The sequence below is a fragment of the Bacillus cereus group sp. MYBKT14-1 genome (genome assembly GCF_051915185.1).
Taxonomy (GTDB): Bacteria; Bacillota; Bacilli; order Bacillales; family Bacillaceae_G; genus Bacillus_A; species Bacillus_A cereus.
Genome location: NZ_JBQAEF010000002.1, coordinates 194150 through 210691, shown reverse-complemented (window position 1 = coordinate 210691; position 16542 = coordinate 194150). Strand labels below are relative to the sequence as shown.

Here is a 16542-nt window from a genome sequence, read left to right as displayed (position 1 = left end):
GTTTTATTTATTTCCACCAATCATCAAACATTGACGCTGGTACTTGTCTTTTATGCTCACTCACTGTGTAACGTTTTTCAATTTTCTCTGCAACGTCAGCTGGAACTGCTTTACCTTCTAAATAATCATCTAATTGATCATAAGTAATACCTAACTCTGTTTCGTCAGCTTGACCTGGTTTTTCATCTAATAAATCAGCTGTTGGCATTTTTAAGTAAAGTCGCTCGTCTGCACCTAACTCTTGTAATAATGCACGTCCTTGGCGCTTCGTTAATCCCGTTAATGGTAATAAATCTGCACCACCATCTCCGAATTTTGTAAAGAACCCTGTTACAGCTTCTGCAGCGTGATCTGTTCCGATAACAAGTAACCCTTTTTGTCCACCAATTGCATATTGAGTAACCATACGGATACGTGCTTTCACGTTACCTTTATTGAAATCTGTTAATGACTCACCCAATAAGTTTTCATATTGATTTGAAAAAGCATCAACAGTTGAAGCAATATCAAATGCAACAGATTGATCTGCTTGAATGAATTGTAATGCTAATTGTGCATCATCTTCATCTTTTTGTACTTTATAAGGAAGACGCACGGCGATAAACGTTACTTTACCACCTTCGTTACGAATTTCTTCAACTGCAAGTTGTGCTAAGCGTCCTGCTAATGTAGAGTCTTGGCCGCCGCTAATACCAAGTACAAATCCTTTTGCGCCTGTTTTCTTTACATAATCCTTTAAGAAATCAACTCGTTTACGAATTTCAACTTTTGGATCAATTACAGGCTGAACATGTAATGCTTTCATAATCTGTTCTTGTAATGTCATTATGTTTTCCTCCTATTCATATTAAAGCGGTAAATAAGTTTATATGTATAATGGTACATACTTCTATCCTTTATTATTTCGCAAAACTAACGAATATACAATAGGATGTGTGTATGAATATGAATGTAGTCATTATAAATAAAGTACTACGTATAAGCAATTTTTTTAAACCTTTCAAAACTGTAAGGTTTTTGTCATTTGAATCGATGGAAGGTATTTCCGTACTTTACTAATATAAAAACATAGTTAGTAGAAAGAAGGGCGGAGAAGTAATATGAACATTAGAGAACTCGCATATCGGAATGTAACGCGAAATAGACGGACATACTCAGCCTATTTTTTGAGTAGTGCATTTGCTATTATGGCCTTTTTTGTGTATTCATTTTTTGCGTTTCATCCGGCATTAAGTGCAGGAGAATTGGGTCAGTACGTATTCGTAAGTATGTCTTTTGCACAGTCTATTATTTACTTATTTACATTCTTCTTTATTTTATATTCGATGGGAATGTTTTTAAAAACGAGAAAGCGTGAACTAGGAATTTTAATGATGCTAGGTATGACGAAATATCAATTAAAGCGTCTTATCTTTTTTGAAAATATTATGATTGGAATAGGGGCAATTATTTTTGGTATTCTTTCAGGTATGTTATTTTCAGGGGTATTACTATTTGTCGCTCCGATGATATTGAAACTAGATATCTCCTTATCCTATTACATACCGATGAAAGCAATTGTTGTAACGGGTATTATGTTTTTTATTTTATTTATGATCATATCATTGTTTAGTGCAGGAATGATTCGTAAAAATAAGATTATGAAGTTGTTTAGAGGATCAGCAGAGGCGAAACCGGAACCGAAAGCATCAATCATTTCTTCAATATTAGCAGTAGTATTGCTTAGTGCTGGCTATGTAGGAGCTCTTCTATCGCATGGCGCAATGGTATTTATTATGATGATTCCTGTTACAACGGTAGTTATTATTGGGACGTATTTGTTGTACAAGCAGCTGAGTGTCTTTATTATTCGATTATGTAAAAAAAGTAAACGTTTCTATTGGACACAGACTAATATTATTACGTTATCAGATTTAGCGTATCGCATGAGAGATAACGCAAGAATGTTCTTTATTGTAACCATTATTTCTACTGTAGCATTTTCCGCAATAGGGACATTAGTCGGCTTCGCATCCATGACGAAAGGGATAATGGAGAGACCAATTGCGTTTCATTACCATTCTAAGCAAGGGAATAGTAACGAATCACAACATATACAAATGATTGACAAAGGATTAAAGAAACATAATATAGCAGCTTCAAAAACTAATATTTCGACAAAGAAAACGGAGGAACAGTCGTTAAGAAGCGCCACTTTTATAAAAGAATCAGATTATAAGGAATATGCAAAGTTAACAGGAGAACCATTTAATACTGTAGCAAATAAAGAGGTTGTATTTTTGTCAGCTGATATACCAGGGCCAGCGATGAAAGAAAGAAAAGAAATTACTTTACCCAATATGAATGAAAGTTTAAAGGTGAAAAAAGTTACTTCATCTTCATTGGGGAAAATATTAAGAGGAAATGTTTATGTAATCTCTAATAATCAATATGATTCATTACAAGATGGATTTATAGAGACAAAAGATTATATGTATAAAACTGAAAGAACGAAAGATGAGATTGAAATTGGTAAAGAGCTTACTCATCAAATTAAACCGTATCAAGAACAGTCAACGTTTAGTGCGGAAGAGTACGAACGAAACCAAAGTTTACAAATTGCAGGACCGATTTTATTTGTAGGTTTCTTTATTGGTATAGTATTTTTCGTTTGCGCAGGAAGTTTCCTTTACTTCCGTTTATTCTCCGATTTGGAGGATGATGTTCGCTTGTTCGAAATGATTCGAAAAGTTGGATTGACGAGTAGGGAATTATCGAAGGTAGTTACAATTCGATTGGCGCTTTTATTCTTCGTTCCAATTGGTGTTGCAACATTACATGGGGCAGTAGCCTTAACGGCGTTAGGGCAAATGTTTGAGTACTCATTGTTTAAAGAAAATACAGTTGTATTAAGTATTTTCATAGGTATTCAAGTTGTATACTTCTTACTTATAAGATCCCGTTATGTAAAACAATTGAAAGAGAGATTACGTATGCATTAAATGTGTTTTTTTAACTCGAGTACAAAATTTTCTAAAAAGAGGCAAGTATTGCCAAAAAGTGATAAAATGGAAAAAGCGAGGTGAAAAAAATTAATAGAGAGAAAGGGGGGAGAAATATGAAAGCAACAGGAGTTATTCGAAAAGTAGACGAATTAGGACGAATTGTTATCCCTAAAGAATTACGCGATGTATTGGGAATACAAATCAAATCACCGCTTGAAATTTTTGTAGAAGCAGATAAAATCATTTTACAAAAATATCAACCTTACAATGCTTGCCAAATCACAGGTGATGTTTCAGAGCAGAACATATCATTAGCAAATGGAAATATTACTGTTGGGATAGAGGGAGCGGAATATTTAGTAAAAGAAATAGAAAAGTTTTTAAACAAGAGTGAGGTTTAGTCTTAATTTATATTATTTTTCAAATTACATATCATTCTTTTAAAAGACTGTAAGAGGACCATTAATTGGTCCTTTTATTTTGGTTATTAGTTGAATGACCCAGGCTGTTATTTCCTATAAATCATAGGGGAAATACAAAAGTAGTATAGAGTTAGTAAATGATGTTGAGAAATATTTGAAAAGAAGGAAAACAAAAAGAATAAAACGAATGTTACATTTACACGTATTCAAAAGTGGTCTGAAATGAAAATAATACATTTTCAGGAGGGATTACGATGAGTAGTACAGTGAATAAACAAAAAGGTATACAATTGATTCCATTTACCGTAAATAAGGTTGTAGAACAAGTAAATGAAATTCCACCAGGTGTACAACTGATTCACGCTCCGCAAGTATGGGGAAAGAGTGTGAAGGGGCAAGATGTAGTCGTTGCCGTATTAGATACAGGGTGTGATACTAATCATATAGATTTAAAAGATCGTATTATCGGCGGAAGAAATTTCACAAAAGATTATGAAGCTGATCCAAATGTGTATCTTGATAATAACGGACATGGTACTCATGTCGCGGGGACGATTGCAGCAACTGAAAATGGTGTCGGTGTATTAGGAGTTGCACCACTTGCTAAAATGTTAGTATTAAAAGTTTTAGCGGGAGATGGTTCTGGAAGTTACGAGCAAATTATTGAGGCAATTCATTATGCTGTAAATTGGAGAGGGCCGAATCAAGAGAAAGTGAGAATTATTTCAATGTCACTTGGTGGTCCGCAAGATGTTCCAGAATTACATGAAGCAATTCAAAATGCGGTAAAGCAGGATGTTCTCGTCGTATGTGCTGCTGGGAATAATGGAGATTGTAATGATAATACAGAGGAACTAGATTACCCAGGTGCTTACTCGGAAGTAATTGAAGTCGGCGCTGTCAATTTAGAACGGAAAATCACATGTTTTAGTAATTCAAATCAAGAAATTGATTTAGTAGCGCCAGGTGATGAAATATTATCTACGTATCCAGATGGGAAATATGCAGTGTTAAGTGGAACTTCCATGGCGACGCCGCATGTTGCTGGAGCGCTTGCCTTGCTCATTAAACAGTGTGAGAAAGAATACGGTCGAAAGTTATCAGAGCCGGAAATATATGCACAACTTATTAAAAGAACTGTACCTTTAGGGTATGAACGTACATCCGAAGGGAATGGATTATTAGATTTATTAAAAGAATAGCCATATTAAAAAAACATCTCATATGAATATGAGATGTTTTTTTAATATGGCTCTGTCGCATGTAATACAACTTGTAATAAACCTGGGAATCTAGCATTTAAATCTTCTTCACGAATTGAAATGAAACGTTGTGTTCCTTCAAGGCGCGTGTACATAACACCTGACTCACGTAAAACTTTGAAATGGTGAGATAAAGTTGATTTCGCAATAGGGATGTTTAAAGCACCACAAGATTGTTCACTTTTCTCTAGTAACATATTTACAATTTGTAAACGAATTTGATCGCTAAGTGCATATAAGACAGAAGAAAATTGAATTTCTTCTCGATTTGGATGATAGAGTGTACGCATATTTCACCTACTTGTATAAGTTAAGATATTTGCACTATAACATATAAAGTGGTATATTTCTATTGTTCGAATATATTCGAACAATAGAAATATAGGGGGAGAAAAAATGAAGTATACAAAATTGCAAAAGGCAGGATTAAATATTTCAAAGTTGGGTTTAGGTACAAATGCAGTAGGGGGACATAATTTATATGCTGATGTGAATGAAGAAGAAGGAAAGCGATTAGTAGAAGAAGCTATTCAGCAAGGGATTACATTTTTTGATACAGCAGATTCATATGGTTTTGGTAGATCAGAGGAATTAGTAGGAGAAGTATTAAAGGGAAAACGTCATGAGTTTATACTTGCTACAAAAGGTGGAATTCAACCGTTGTTAAATGGAGAAACTTATATTAACAATGAACCAAGTTATTTAAGGAATGCTGTGGAAAATAGCTTAAGAAGATTACAGACTGAATATATTGATTTATATTATTTACACTTTACAAATCCTGAAACAAGTTACATAGATTCAATCGGAGAGCTTACTCATTTAAAAGAAGAAGGGAAAATTCGTTCAATTGGAATATCGAACGTAAACATAGAACAATTAAAAGAGGCGAATCAACATGGTCATATAGATGTTGTACAATCTCCATACAATATGTTAGAACGTACAGCTGAGGAAGAACTGTTGCCGTATTGTATAGAAGCGGGTATTTCATTTATTCCATATGGGCCTCTTGCTTTTGGAATATTAGGCGGAAAATATACAGAAGATTTCAAATTAAATGAAGTCGATTGGCGTCAAAATGTAAATCTATTTGAAGAAAATACATATAAGAGTAATTTTAAGAAAGTGAATAAGTTAAAAGGGCTAGCTAAAGAAAATGATATTGAAGTGTCTCATTTAGCGTTAGCATGGTTATTAAATAAAGAAGGAATTGATACTGTTATACCTGGTGGAAAGCGGGCAGAGCAGGTAAGAGAAAGTGTGAAAGCGGTAGACGTTGCATTGAATGAAAGAGTCATGAAAGAAATCCAATCTATTTTAGAAGATTAGTTAAACAGAGGGAGAGTACCCTCTGTTTATATAAGGAGAAGGTCTAAATGAACAGAGTACTAGCTGTATTTTTTATGATAATGTTTATGATCGGTACAGATACTTTCTTAATTTCACCACTGTTGCCGACATTGCAACAGGTGTATCATGTTTCAACTGAGTTGTCAGGATGGATGGTGAGTTCGTATGCTTTAGGGTATGCTGGATTTGCGCTTATTGCTGGTCCTATATCAGATGGATTAAACAGAAAAAAAGTGATGGTACTAGGTATGAGTTTTTTTGCAGTAAGTACGTTTTTGTGTGGAATTGCACCGAGTTTTTTATGGATGCTAACATTTAGATTTTTAGCAGGTGTAAGTGCAGCTTTTGTATCTCCACAAGTGTGGGCATCTATTCCGCTCCTTATAGAGAAGAAGCAAATTGTGAAAGCAATTGGGGTTGCAACAGCAGGGTTATCAATCTCTCAAATTTTAGGGCTGCCACTGGGAGCTTATTTAGCAACGATACATTATACAATCCCATTCTATTTCATTGGTATATTATCAGCACTACTTGTCATTCTTATTTATGTTGTATTACCAGAAATCCAGTCGGTTCATATAGGTGGAAATAAAAAAGCGATTTTACAGCGTTATAAACAATTACTTACAGATTCAAAGGTTTCACTTTCTTATTTTGCATACTTTGTTTTTCAAACCGGAAATTTTGCTGCATTTTCATTTTTTGGTGTATGGCTTTCCATTCAATTTGGCTTACAAGTTCATGAAGTAGGTACAGCTATGCTCGTATTAGGGTTAGGAAATTTAACTGGTAATATTTTTGGTCCTAGAATCGTAAATAAAATTGGTTATAACCTTTCTTTCTATGGTGGAATTATATTTACAGCAGTGCTATATGTATTACTTCCACATGTAAAGAACATTGTATTGGTGGAGTTATCGTTCTTTGCTTTGTTTTTTTGGACAGGAATTTTGTTTGTATTAATGATGAGGCACTTACAAAACATATCTAGTGCAGCAAGAGGAACAGGAGCCGCGCTTGCAAATGCTTCTATGTATATTGGTCAAATGATTGGTGCGGCAATAGCAGGAATGTTATTTGCAGTATCTCACAATTTTATACTTATAGGTAGTTTTACTGCTTTACTATATATAGGAGCTTTATTTTTGTTTAGAAAAAGTGAAAAACTTACTGAAAGTAGTGAAACAGGAATTGCATCATAAAGCTTGTATAAATATTTCGCAAATCAGAATTAATAAGAGTGTGAATACATGAATGTGCTTTTAATTAAAGTAGTTACTAAAAGTATAGAAATAGTAGAAGAAATGGATTGTAACAAAGTTATGAGGAATCAAAAAATAAAAATCCCTATAAAGATAGGGATTTATATATCGGCATATAGTTCCTTGGAAAAGGATATACTTAGTTTAGCATATCGGACTACTTATATTTGTGAAATAGATGTGAAAGTAATGTGAAAAATGCCGAAGGAAAAAACTATTTAAATAGAGGGCAATTTAGATGGGGATATGGATTTTACATAAATGTTGTGTTATATTTCTACTTATCTGTTAATAATTACATATTTTAATTTTATTGGGGATAAAAGGGAGAGGTTTAAATGCAATGGTATTTGAAAGCTCTAAAGAATTATGGGAATTTTAGTGGTAGAGCTACGCGAAAAGAGTACTGGATTTTTAGTTTATCCAATATCGTAATTTTTTGGCTACTGTTATTTTTATCATCATTTTCAGAGGTGTTAGTTGCTATTATTGCGTTGCTATTTATGTTAGTAATGATTATACCAAGTTTTTCGGTTGGTGCACGACGATTACATGATATTGGGAAAACGGGATGGTGGCAACTATTAAATTTTGTACCGTTTGGTAGCGTTGTTTTACTTGTATTTTTTATCATTGAAAGTGAAGAAAATGACAATCAATACGGACCAAATCCGCATTCAGATTTAAAAGAAGCGATTTAATAAACTTATTTAGTTTGTAGCATTACTAGTTCAATTATTTTATCTATTATTAAAATGGTTTGCGTGGGCTAATATTATTAGGTTGATCTTTAGGTCTAGATGACTTTTGAAACTGTAAAAATGGAAAGATAAAGGCAGAGAGAATATAGCATGGAAAGAAAAAAAATTCTAAATAAAAAGCACTGTTTTAGCTAATGTAGCTAAAACAGTGCTTTTCTCTTTGATTGAACAGTTGCAGCATTTTCATCATGTATACCTGCATCTTTAATAATTCGTTGTTTTGCTTTATTTAATAGATGGTTTACTGCTTCACCAAAATAGTTAGCTTCGCTTTTTGTGCGGGCTTCTCGTAAACATTTATAGTTTTCTAGCAGTTCCTCTTTTTCGGAGTTTGTTAAGAAATCTTCTATTTTCTTTTTTGTCATACGAAACACCCTTTCTCCTGACAAACGACGCAATAGAAAATATTTATTTCTCATTATAACAATAATTTTAAAAGAAAGTATACACTAACGTCGCAATAATTTGTCAATTTCTTGAATCTTCTCATCAGCTTTCCCAATTTGCGTATTTTTAGCCTGTTCGCCACCAAGAGCTTGATGTAGTAAGAAAGTTTGACCGGAAATAGCAGTTACAATGGATACTTTTATAATTTCTTTTATTGCGGTGACATCGAATAAAACGAGCCCAAGAAGTGCGGCTAGGCTACCAGTAAAAATGTCAGTTAAAAATCCAAAATGAAAAAATGTTTTCAAACGGCGTGGAAGCAATAACTTACCTTGGTTATTGATTAGATGGGAAACGAAGCCGGTAATGCCACCAACGAGTATAGCAGTTAGCCATTGATACATTTCCATCGAATCCACTCCTTTTAGTGAATAAGATTCGATTATTTTATATTGATTCCTTTTAATATTTCATATAAGCATATTGAGAAAGTTTGTTTGGGTATATTTTGTATTCAATTTAATTATAACAGAAAATTTCGAAAGGTTTCAGTCTATTATATGAATCATTTTTACAATAATATGAATGCAGAAAGGGGTGCGTGATATGAAGATAGATTATCGAATAAGAAGTGTAGATGGTTATACAAAAAATATAGGGGAATTAGTAAGCATGCTTGAGCATACGAGAGCTGTAACATTAGGCGAAGTAAAAAATTTATCAGTTGAGCAATTAGACTTAATTATGCAGAGCAGCGGAAATTCAATTGGTGCCTTATTAAAGCATATAGCAGCTATTGAAAAAGTTCATCAGCTTATTTCATTTCAAAATCGTGACTTTACAAAAGAAGAATTAGAAATATGGGAAGATGCACTGTATTTAGGGGAAGCGGGTAGAGCGATCCGTGGTCATGAAGTACAGTATTATGTACAACTTCTACAAAGTGTTCGAGAAGAATCTCTGAAGTATTTAAGTGAACAAAGTGATGAGTGGCTCATGTCAGAAAGAAAGTGGCCTAACGGTGTAATATATAACCAGCACTATCTTTGGTATCATGTGCTAGAAGATGAAATTAGTCACCGAGGACAAATTAGAATGTTCAAAAGAAAGTTGTTTGAAAATTATGTTAAATAATGTAGCTTTTTATAGGAGAATTCCATATAATGAGAGTAATTAAAAGAAGAACGGGGTGATGTATTATGGCGAAAATAACTTATATGAATAATAAACCAAATACAAAGGTGGATGGAAAGGGCGAGACTATATAAGTGAGCGCACGATCCTTCCGCTTAGCTTACACTAGGGAGGATATCAATTTGAATCAAAATATTTTAGAATCGTTCGGCTGGGATTCTTTTTTTGAGGAACAAGCTGTTGAGAACTTTGAAGTAGGACGAATTTTACTCGAGCATAAGCATATATATCGAATTATTTGTAATGATGGTGAGTATATGGCAGAACTGTCTGGGAAGTTTCGGCATGAAGCAGTTACGAAAGGCGATTATCCAGCAGTTGGTGATTGGGTGTATATAAAGAAAATAGAAGATGAAAAGAAAGCGATTATTCATCGTATTTTCCAGCGAAGAAGCTCTTTCTCAAGACAAGAGGCTGGAACAAGAACAGAAGAACAGATTATAGCAGCAAATGTAGATTATTTATTTTTAGTGAATGCACTTAATCATGATTTTAATGTTAGAAGGATGGAACGTTATTTATTATTAGCGTATGAAAGTGGCGCTATGCCAGTTATTGTTTTAACAAAGAGTAGTATATGTAATGATGTGGAAGAGAAAATTGTAGAAACGGAAGCTATAGCAATTGGTGTTCCTATTTTCGTTGTTGATAGTTTAGAGCATACAGGTATAGATTCGTTGAAACAATTCGTTTCTTCAGGGAAAACAATTGCTTTAGTTGGATCATCAGGGGTAGGAAAGTCAACTTTGTTAAATGCTCTAATAGGAATTGATGTAGCAAAAACGGGAGATATACGTGAAGAGGATAGTAGGGGGAGGCATACGACAACGCATCGAGAATTATTCCAATTGCCTAGTGGCGCTCTCGTGATTGATACGCCTGGCATGAGGGAATTGCAACTTTGGGAAGGAAGCGAAGCGATTCAAACAGCATTCTCTGATATTGAAGAACTTACGACAACATGTCGTTTCCGTGATTGTAAGCATGAGAATGAACCAGGATGCGCGGTGTATAGTGCAATTGAAAACGGACTTATTACGATAGATCGTTTGAAAAGCTATAAAAAATTACAAAGAGAACTGGCGTATTTTATGAGGAAACAAGATGCAATCCTTGCCAGAGCAGAGCGTGATAAATGGAAGAAAATTTCTAAACAACATAAAAAAATGTAAAAACCAAAGGGGCCCCTTTGGTTTTTTCTATTTGTAAATTTTATAATAATATTATTCGTATATATAGACAAAGAGAAATTAATTGTTTAAACTTTACAAAGTATTCACCATAATAGGTTATGAAAATAATAATTAAGGAATGGGAAATATTCATAATTAACTCAATTTAACTTTTGAATTTTAAAATTAGGAGGTTCATAATGGGTAAACTATTAAATTTGTTTCGTGATATGAAAGTAGCAAAAAAGCTATTAATTTCATTCTTTGTAATTTTAATTGCAGCCGTTTCTATAATCGGGGGCATGTCTTATCAAACTGCTAAAAAGAATTTTGAATCACAAATTACGAGTAGTGCTAACGATAATATAAAAATATTAGATAATTTAATCAATCAAATGATTGAAGCAAAATTTAACGATGTGAATAACTTTGCACGAGTAATTCAAGCGAATATGTATCAAGGGGATAATCAGGATGAGCTAAGAAAGACATTATCTCAGTATATCAATTTGAATATAGATGTTGAACAAGTGTATGTTGCCAGTAATGATAAGAAATTTGTACAGGAACCAAATATACAAATGGCAGCAGATTATGATCCAACAACACGACCTTGGTATAAAGATGCAGTGGCAAAACAAGGTGGTATTGTTGTTAGCGAGCCATATAAGGCAAAAGGAAATGGACATATTGTCGTAACGATTGCGAAACAAACAGAAGATAAAAATGGGGTTGTTGCGCTAGATTTAAGTTTAGACAATTTATTAAAAACAACAAAGTTAATCAATATTGGTAAAAAAGGATATGCCTTCATTTTAGATGGAAAGCAAAAAATCATTGCTCATCCACAAGAAAAATCAGGGGATAAAGCAGCTGATTCTTGGGCAAAGAAAATTTATGAAGATAATCATGGTGCTTTTACATATTCTTATGGTGGTAGTGAAAAGAATATGGTATTTGCTACAAACGTAAAAACAGGTTGGAAAATTGGTGGGACGATGTACGCAACTGAAGTAATTGAAGCTGCTCAACCTGTATTTTATAATATGTTAATTGTTATGCTTATCTCATTAGTAGTAGGCGGGGCACTTATTTATTTTGTGACACTTTCAATTACGAAGCCTTTAAAGAGATTAGTTGTTACCTCTAAAGAAATAAGCGAAGGGGATTTAACGCAAACAATTGAAATTCATTCTAATGATGAAATCGGCCAACTTGCTAAAGGCTTTAATGAGATGACGAATTCGTTACGGACGTTAATTGGAAGAATTAACGATTCAGCTGGGCATGTTGCAGCGGCATCAGAAGAGCTAACTGCAAGTGTAAGGCAAGCAAGTGAAGCGACTGAGCAAATCACAATCGCAATGGATGAAATATCAAGTGGGGCAACGACGCAAACAACAAGCGTAGAAAATGGCGCTATGTTACTGTTTGATGTAACGGAAGGAATTCAACATGTAGCAAATAGTTCATCATCTATTAATACGGCTTCTGCACATACTCGTGAAAAAGCAGAAGATGGTGGGAAACTAGTAGGAAGAACAGTAAACCAGATGCAGTCTATTGCAGAATCGGTTTCACAATCAGATGCAGTTATACAATTACTAAATAATAAATCAAAACAAATTGGTGATATTTTAGAAGTAATTCAAAATATTGCAGATCAAACAAACCTTCTAGCTCTAAATGCGGCGATTGAAGCCGCAAGAGCCGGTGAGCATGGAAGAGGTTTCGCAATTGTTGCAGATGAAGTGCGTAAATTGGCAGAGCAGTCTAGCGTATCTTCTAGTGAAATTAGTAAATTAATATGTGAAATACAAGATGATATGGGTAAGACAGTCAAATCTATGAATCATGTAAATGAGGAAGTTCAATCTGGACTTGTTATCGCAAATGAAACGAAGCAAAACTTTGCTGAAATCTTACAATCTACAAATGAAATAGCTAATCAAATTAAGACGATGGTTGAAACGGCTAATGGAATGTCAAAAGGGGCAAATGAAGTATCTATTTCGGTAGGACAAATTGCAATGACAGCACAAAATAATGCGACAAGCACACAAAATGTTGCGGCTTCAGCTGAAGAACAGCTAGCTTCGATGGAGGAAATTGGATCTGCAGCAGGCACGTTATCTCAAATGGCTGAAGAGTTGCAAGGACTAATTGACAGATTTAAAGTCTAATAGAGAATAGACTACCTCTAGTAGCATTATGCCAATAGAGGGGAGTCTGTTTTATTGTGTAAAATCAAATGGAGATGTAAACTTCCTTTATGACGTTTAAAATGGTATTTCGTATAATATTTGTCGAAAAATAGAGGTATTTGTTAGCTTTGTGTATAATTATTAACGTATAGAATACAAATAAAAGGAGTGTATTATGGGAGTATACTGGGGGACAAAAAGACATTCTTGGCTTAGTTACGTCTCATTTTGGCTAAGTATTTCATTTTTTATTGTTTTTCTAATTGAAGTGTTTATATTAAAAACACTTTCGAATAGCTCGGTGCAAATTGTTAAATATTTTTATTTTATACTTGTACCAGTAAATATTTTTCTTAGTTTAAAGTTACTATTTAAGAAGAATGAAAAGAAAGCGTTACCTATTTTTAGTTTCATTGTCTCATTATTATTTGCAATTTTAATAATCGTATTAGTTTTAGCAGCTATAGGGAAGTTCTTTTAAGGGGAGTGGTATAAGTCACTCTCCTTTTTTATTTGTGGTAGTCTTACTATATATAAAAGTGTGAATGCTGTGAGCTAATAAAAGCAGAGAGTAGACAATATTTGCATGGATTAAAGTCTGACGTTATTTGAACTTGTAAGAGTGTATGGAGTAATGAGGTAATATACATAATAATGGAGATAGAATTAGTTATTTTATAAGTATGTATAAAGCAAATGAATACGGTAAGAACGGTGATATATGGTACAATAGCTATGGATAGTGATAGAGATAAAGGGTATATAAAATACTCATCGTTTTTTAGTAAGAGAGGGGTTATCTTATGCTATACGAGGATTTGGAGACATTATTTCAAACAGCTCCGAAAGAAGATAGAGGCGGATGGAAATATATAATCCAAGAACAAAATAATACATTTAAAATTGTTGATGAAATACTGAAAAATCAAATGAGTGTCGAATTATATTTTAATGAATACGATGAGGTGAAAATCACTTTATATAAAGATGGAATTCCCATTACGACTATGCAAAGAATTGCGATTTCAAAAGTTGAATTAGACGAAGATGAAGAAGGTATTCAATTTGTTTTAGAGCGCATGCCTAGTCGAATGATTCGGTTGCAGTTAAAGCCATATTTAGCATTAGAAATGGGGCCGTACTGGGAAGTATGTGATGATTGTGAATGAACATAAAAAAGCATCCAATAACATGGATGCTTTTTTATGTTTTTTGAAGTTGTTTAAACGCAATGATTGGAAGTATAACAATACTTACCCATCCAATGATAGGATATAGAATGTGAAGTAAGTCACTGTAACCGATGTAACTAAAGCAATAACTAATTAGTAAAATGAAGAAAATAATATTGTGATTTTTCCACCCAGTAATAGATTGCATCTGTTTTGTCATACCGAACACATTACCAACTAAAGTTGTGAAAACTTCACCGAAAATAATGAGAACAAAGAAGAAGTGAAAAGTTGCATTAAATCTTCTTATGACTTCAGCCATTGGGATGTTATATTGATAAAATTGATCGACTGATAAGATTGCTAAATGGCTGCATAATAAAATTAAAGAAAGTCCAGCACCACCTAAAATCCCACCCCAAAAAATGGCTTTTCGATCTTTTACTTCACTGGCTAATGGGACGAGAACACTTTGGGCGAGAGAAAGATTTAAGGCGACATATGTAATAGGGCTAGTAATCCATTTCATATTCCAGCTCTCTGCAGGAATAGTGTTATTAATGGAAGGTGTACCGTGAAAAAAGGTTGTAATAGCAAGTCCGATAATAAAAATCATCATAATAGGTACGACAAGTGTATTTACTTCAAAAACACCTTGTAATCCGCGGCTACTTATAATGAGACAAGCGATAACTGTAATAAGAATACCGAGTTGTCTTGGTAAGCGAAGTTGCTCTTCAAATACTGCACCAGCCCCTGATAACATAACGCTCGTTACGCCGAATAAAACGAGTAATAATAATGTGTTTACAACATTCCCAAATACATCCCCAAATAAATATTTGTTAAATTCTTGCGCTGAAAATGCCCCGATTTGTGATGAAAGTAACATCATCTTTGTGCCAAGCCAAATAAAAAAAAATCCACTTACACATATGCCAATTGTCCCGTATAATCCATTCACTGTGAAAAATTCAACAATTTCTCGTCCAGTAGCAAATCCAGCTCCAACGACAGTTCCGATATAAGTAGCGGCTACTTTCTTTGCTACTTGCCATTGTTGATTGTCCATGTTATCCCTCTTTCTACTATGATGAGCTTGATGTACTATTATGCATATGTATGAGCTTGGACAATTAGACGTATGAAGTGTTTGAAAAAATACATGAATTTAATGATATTAGGGAAGCATTAAAGGTGTTAAAACTTTGTTACATATAAGCCAATTGTTCGAAAGGAAAGGGAATGTATGGTAAAATGTAATTAGGTTATTAAAAGATAAACATTACAAAATGATAAGAGGAGTGATTGTATGAGTACGAAAACAAATGTTGTTGAAGTATTAAACAAGCAGGTAGCAAACTGGAATGTGTTATATGTTAAACTACATAATTATCACTGGTATGTGACAGGGCCACACTTCTTTACATTACATGAGAAATTTGAAGAGTTTTATAATGAGGCTGGAACGTATATTGATGAGTTAGCAGAACGTATTTTAGCTTTAGAAGGTAAACCATTAGCGACAATGAAAGAATATCTCGCAACATCTAGTGTCAGCGAAGGGACAAGCAAAGAATCTGCAGAAGAAATGGTGCAAACATTAGTGAATGATTATTCTGCACTTATTCAAGAATTAAAAGAAGGTATGGAAGTTGCAGGTGAAGCTGGTGATGAAACATCAGCTGACATGCTGTTAGCAATTCATACAACATTAGAACAGCATGTATGGATGCTAAGTGCATTCTTAAAATAACGATAAATATAATAGAAACCCATTGAAAAATTATTTCAATGGGTTTTTTTATGATTTTTCAGTTTTCTTTTATGCTATAATATAGTAAAAAGGAGGCGATGCGATGTTTCGCTTTTTCAGAACTGGAAAAGAAGAGCGGGAAATTACGAAAGATGAATTAGAACAAGCGATGGCTCAGTTTTTAGAAACGAATGCTAATATCGTTTATACAGTATTAGTAAATGAAGATTATACAGTAAATTATGATTTGTTAAAACCGTATTTACCTGCATTTCCAACAAATGATTTTCTCATAACGAAGGAAACGCTTGAGGTATTTGAACATACAGCAGAAAATTTAAGCCTAGTGAAAGAAATTGATGTCGTACAAAAAGCAGTAGATCAATACGTAACAGAAAAAGAAATGTTCCCAATTGTTGAAGGTAGCGAAGATCGCCTCATATGCGGAATGAAGCTAGGACCTTACTTAAATCGTAGCTTAAAAAGAGACTTATATATTTCAGAAAAACATTATTTAGTTTCAAGTAAACCAGATAGAAAAAAACAAAAGAGCGGGTAGATGTAATGAAAACAACAATACATATATTGTTGTCTTTTTTTGTTTTTTAAAATA

At 33.6% G+C, this 16542-nt stretch carries 19 protein-coding genes and 1 pseudogene; 15 read left to right on the top strand and 5 right to left on the bottom strand.

Annotated elements, in window-relative coordinates; genetic code table 11:
• Positions 1–7: 7 nt before the first annotated feature.
• The gene (nadE, locus tag ACTFO4_RS07665; RefSeq protein ID WP_000174896.1) at positions 8–826 is read right to left on the bottom strand and encodes an ammonia-dependent NAD(+) synthetase; all 819 of its coding nucleotides are present in this window, start codon (positions 824–826) and stop codon (positions 8–10) included.
• 274 nt (positions 827–1100) lie between these two features.
• Between nadE and ACTFO4_RS07660 the strand changes: the two genes are divergently transcribed.
• The 3 genes from ACTFO4_RS07660 (at position 1101) to ACTFO4_RS07650 (ending at position 4608) form a co-directional block, all read left to right on the top strand.
• Entirely contained in the window at positions 1101–2981 is a 1881-nt protein-coding gene (locus ACTFO4_RS07660) for an FtsX-like permease family protein (RefSeq protein WP_001025990.1), read from the top strand.
• Between the two features lie 116 nt (positions 2982–3097).
• A complete protein-coding gene (locus ACTFO4_RS07655) occupies positions 3098–3385 on the top strand; it encodes an AbrB/MazE/SpoVT family DNA-binding domain-containing protein (RefSeq protein WP_000648324.1) in 288 nt (95 codons plus the stop codon).
• A 275-nt stretch (positions 3386–3660) separates the two neighbouring features.
• On the top strand, positions 3661–4608 hold the full coding sequence (locus tag ACTFO4_RS07650; protein WP_000099761.1) for a serine protease: 948 nt from the start codon (positions 3661–3663) through the stop codon (positions 4606–4608).
• Between the two features lie 41 nt (positions 4609–4649).
• Here ACTFO4_RS07650 and ACTFO4_RS07645 read toward each other — a convergent pair whose 3' ends face one another.
• Complete coding sequence (locus ACTFO4_RS07645; RefSeq protein ID WP_001259909.1) at positions 4650–4958, bottom strand: ArsR/SmtB family transcription factor; 309 nt, start codon at positions 4956–4958, stop codon at positions 4650–4652.
• Positions 4959–5064: 106 nt separating this feature from the next.
• Between ACTFO4_RS07645 and ACTFO4_RS07640 the strand changes: the two genes are divergently transcribed.
• The 4 genes from ACTFO4_RS07640 to ACTFO4_RS07625 all read left to right on the top strand — a co-directional run bounded on the left by ACTFO4_RS07640 (position 5065) and on the right by ACTFO4_RS07625 (position 7984).
• Positions 5065–6000, top strand: a complete 936-nt coding sequence (locus ACTFO4_RS07640) for an aldo/keto reductase (protein ID WP_000877965.1) — start codon at positions 5065–5067, stop codon at positions 5998–6000.
• A 47-nt stretch (positions 6001–6047) separates the two neighbouring features.
• The gene (locus tag ACTFO4_RS07635) at positions 6048–7223 is read left to right on the top strand and encodes an MFS transporter (RefSeq protein WP_001082495.1); all 1176 of its coding nucleotides are present in this window, start codon (positions 6048–6050) and stop codon (positions 7221–7223) included.
• A gap of 48 nt (positions 7224–7271) precedes the next feature.
• Positions 7272–7478 (top strand): hypothetical protein, encoded by a 207-nt coding sequence (locus tag ACTFO4_RS07630; protein WP_001101738.1) that lies wholly within the window; start codon positions 7272–7274, stop codon positions 7476–7478.
• Positions 7479–7621: 143 nt separating this feature from the next.
• On the top strand, positions 7622–7984 hold the full coding sequence (locus ACTFO4_RS07625; RefSeq protein WP_001198796.1) for a DUF805 domain-containing protein: 363 nt from the start codon (positions 7622–7624) through the stop codon (positions 7982–7984).
• Between the two features lie 200 nt (positions 7985–8184).
• Here the strand turns inward: ACTFO4_RS07625 and ACTFO4_RS07620 are convergent, their stop codons facing one another.
• Both ACTFO4_RS07620 and ACTFO4_RS07615 read right to left on the bottom strand, forming a co-directional pair.
• Positions 8185–8409, bottom strand: coding sequence for a hypothetical protein (locus ACTFO4_RS07620; RefSeq protein WP_000162602.1), 225 nt, complete (start codon positions 8407–8409; stop codon positions 8185–8187).
• An 84-nt stretch (positions 8410–8493) separates the two neighbouring features.
• The gene (locus ACTFO4_RS07615) at positions 8494–8841 is read right to left on the bottom strand and encodes a DUF4257 domain-containing protein (protein ID WP_000426310.1); all 348 of its coding nucleotides are present in this window, start codon (positions 8839–8841) and stop codon (positions 8494–8496) included.
• 196 nt (positions 8842–9037) lie between these two features.
• On the opposite strand from ACTFO4_RS07615, the gene ACTFO4_RS07610 reads away from it, so the two are divergent.
• The 6 genes and pseudogenes from ACTFO4_RS07610 (at position 9038) to ACTFO4_RS07585 (ending at position 14170) form a co-directional block, all read left to right on the top strand.
• A complete protein-coding gene (locus ACTFO4_RS07610) occupies positions 9038–9565 on the top strand; it encodes a DinB family protein (RefSeq protein WP_000687339.1) in 528 nt (175 codons plus the stop codon).
• Positions 9566–9747: 182 nt separating this feature from the next.
• Positions 9748–10797: a ribosome small subunit-dependent GTPase A gene (gene rsgA, locus ACTFO4_RS07605; RefSeq protein WP_001073052.1), complete on the top strand. Its 1050-nt coding sequence runs from the start codon at positions 9748–9750 to the stop codon at positions 10795–10797.
• Between the two features lie 200 nt (positions 10798–10997).
• Positions 10998–12038: pseudogene (locus tag ACTFO4_RS07600) on the top strand (HAMP domain-containing protein); the annotation flags it as partial.
• Positions 12033–12980, top strand: a complete 948-nt coding sequence (locus ACTFO4_RS07595; protein ID WP_406566133.1) for a methyl-accepting chemotaxis protein — start codon at positions 12033–12035, stop codon at positions 12978–12980. The pseudogene ACTFO4_RS07600 and the gene ACTFO4_RS07595, both read left to right, overlap by 6 nt.
• 196 nt (positions 12981–13176) lie before the next feature.
• Complete coding sequence (locus ACTFO4_RS07590) at positions 13177–13482, top strand: hypothetical protein (RefSeq protein WP_000539571.1); 306 nt, start codon at positions 13177–13179, stop codon at positions 13480–13482.
• A gap of 322 nt (positions 13483–13804) precedes the next feature.
• On the top strand, positions 13805–14170 hold the full coding sequence (locus ACTFO4_RS07585) for a DUF3979 family protein (RefSeq protein WP_000965068.1): 366 nt from the start codon (positions 13805–13807) through the stop codon (positions 14168–14170).
• 34 nt (positions 14171–14204) lie between these two features.
• On the opposite strand, the gene ACTFO4_RS07580 is transcribed toward ACTFO4_RS07585, so the two are convergent.
• The gene (locus ACTFO4_RS07580; RefSeq protein WP_000370207.1) at positions 14205–15245 is read right to left on the bottom strand and encodes a YkvI family membrane protein; all 1041 of its coding nucleotides are present in this window, start codon (positions 15243–15245) and stop codon (positions 14205–14207) included.
• Between the two features lie 240 nt (positions 15246–15485).
• Between ACTFO4_RS07580 and ACTFO4_RS07575 the strand changes: the two genes are divergently transcribed.
• A complete protein-coding gene (locus ACTFO4_RS07575) occupies positions 15486–15929 on the top strand; it encodes a Dps family protein (protein WP_000105199.1) in 444 nt (147 codons plus the stop codon).
• 103 nt (positions 15930–16032) lie between these two features.
• On the top strand, positions 16033–16488 hold the full coding sequence (locus ACTFO4_RS07570; protein ID WP_000488210.1) for a DUF3939 domain-containing protein: 456 nt from the start codon (positions 16033–16035) through the stop codon (positions 16486–16488).
• The last annotated feature ends 54 nt before the right edge of the window (positions 16489–16542 follow it).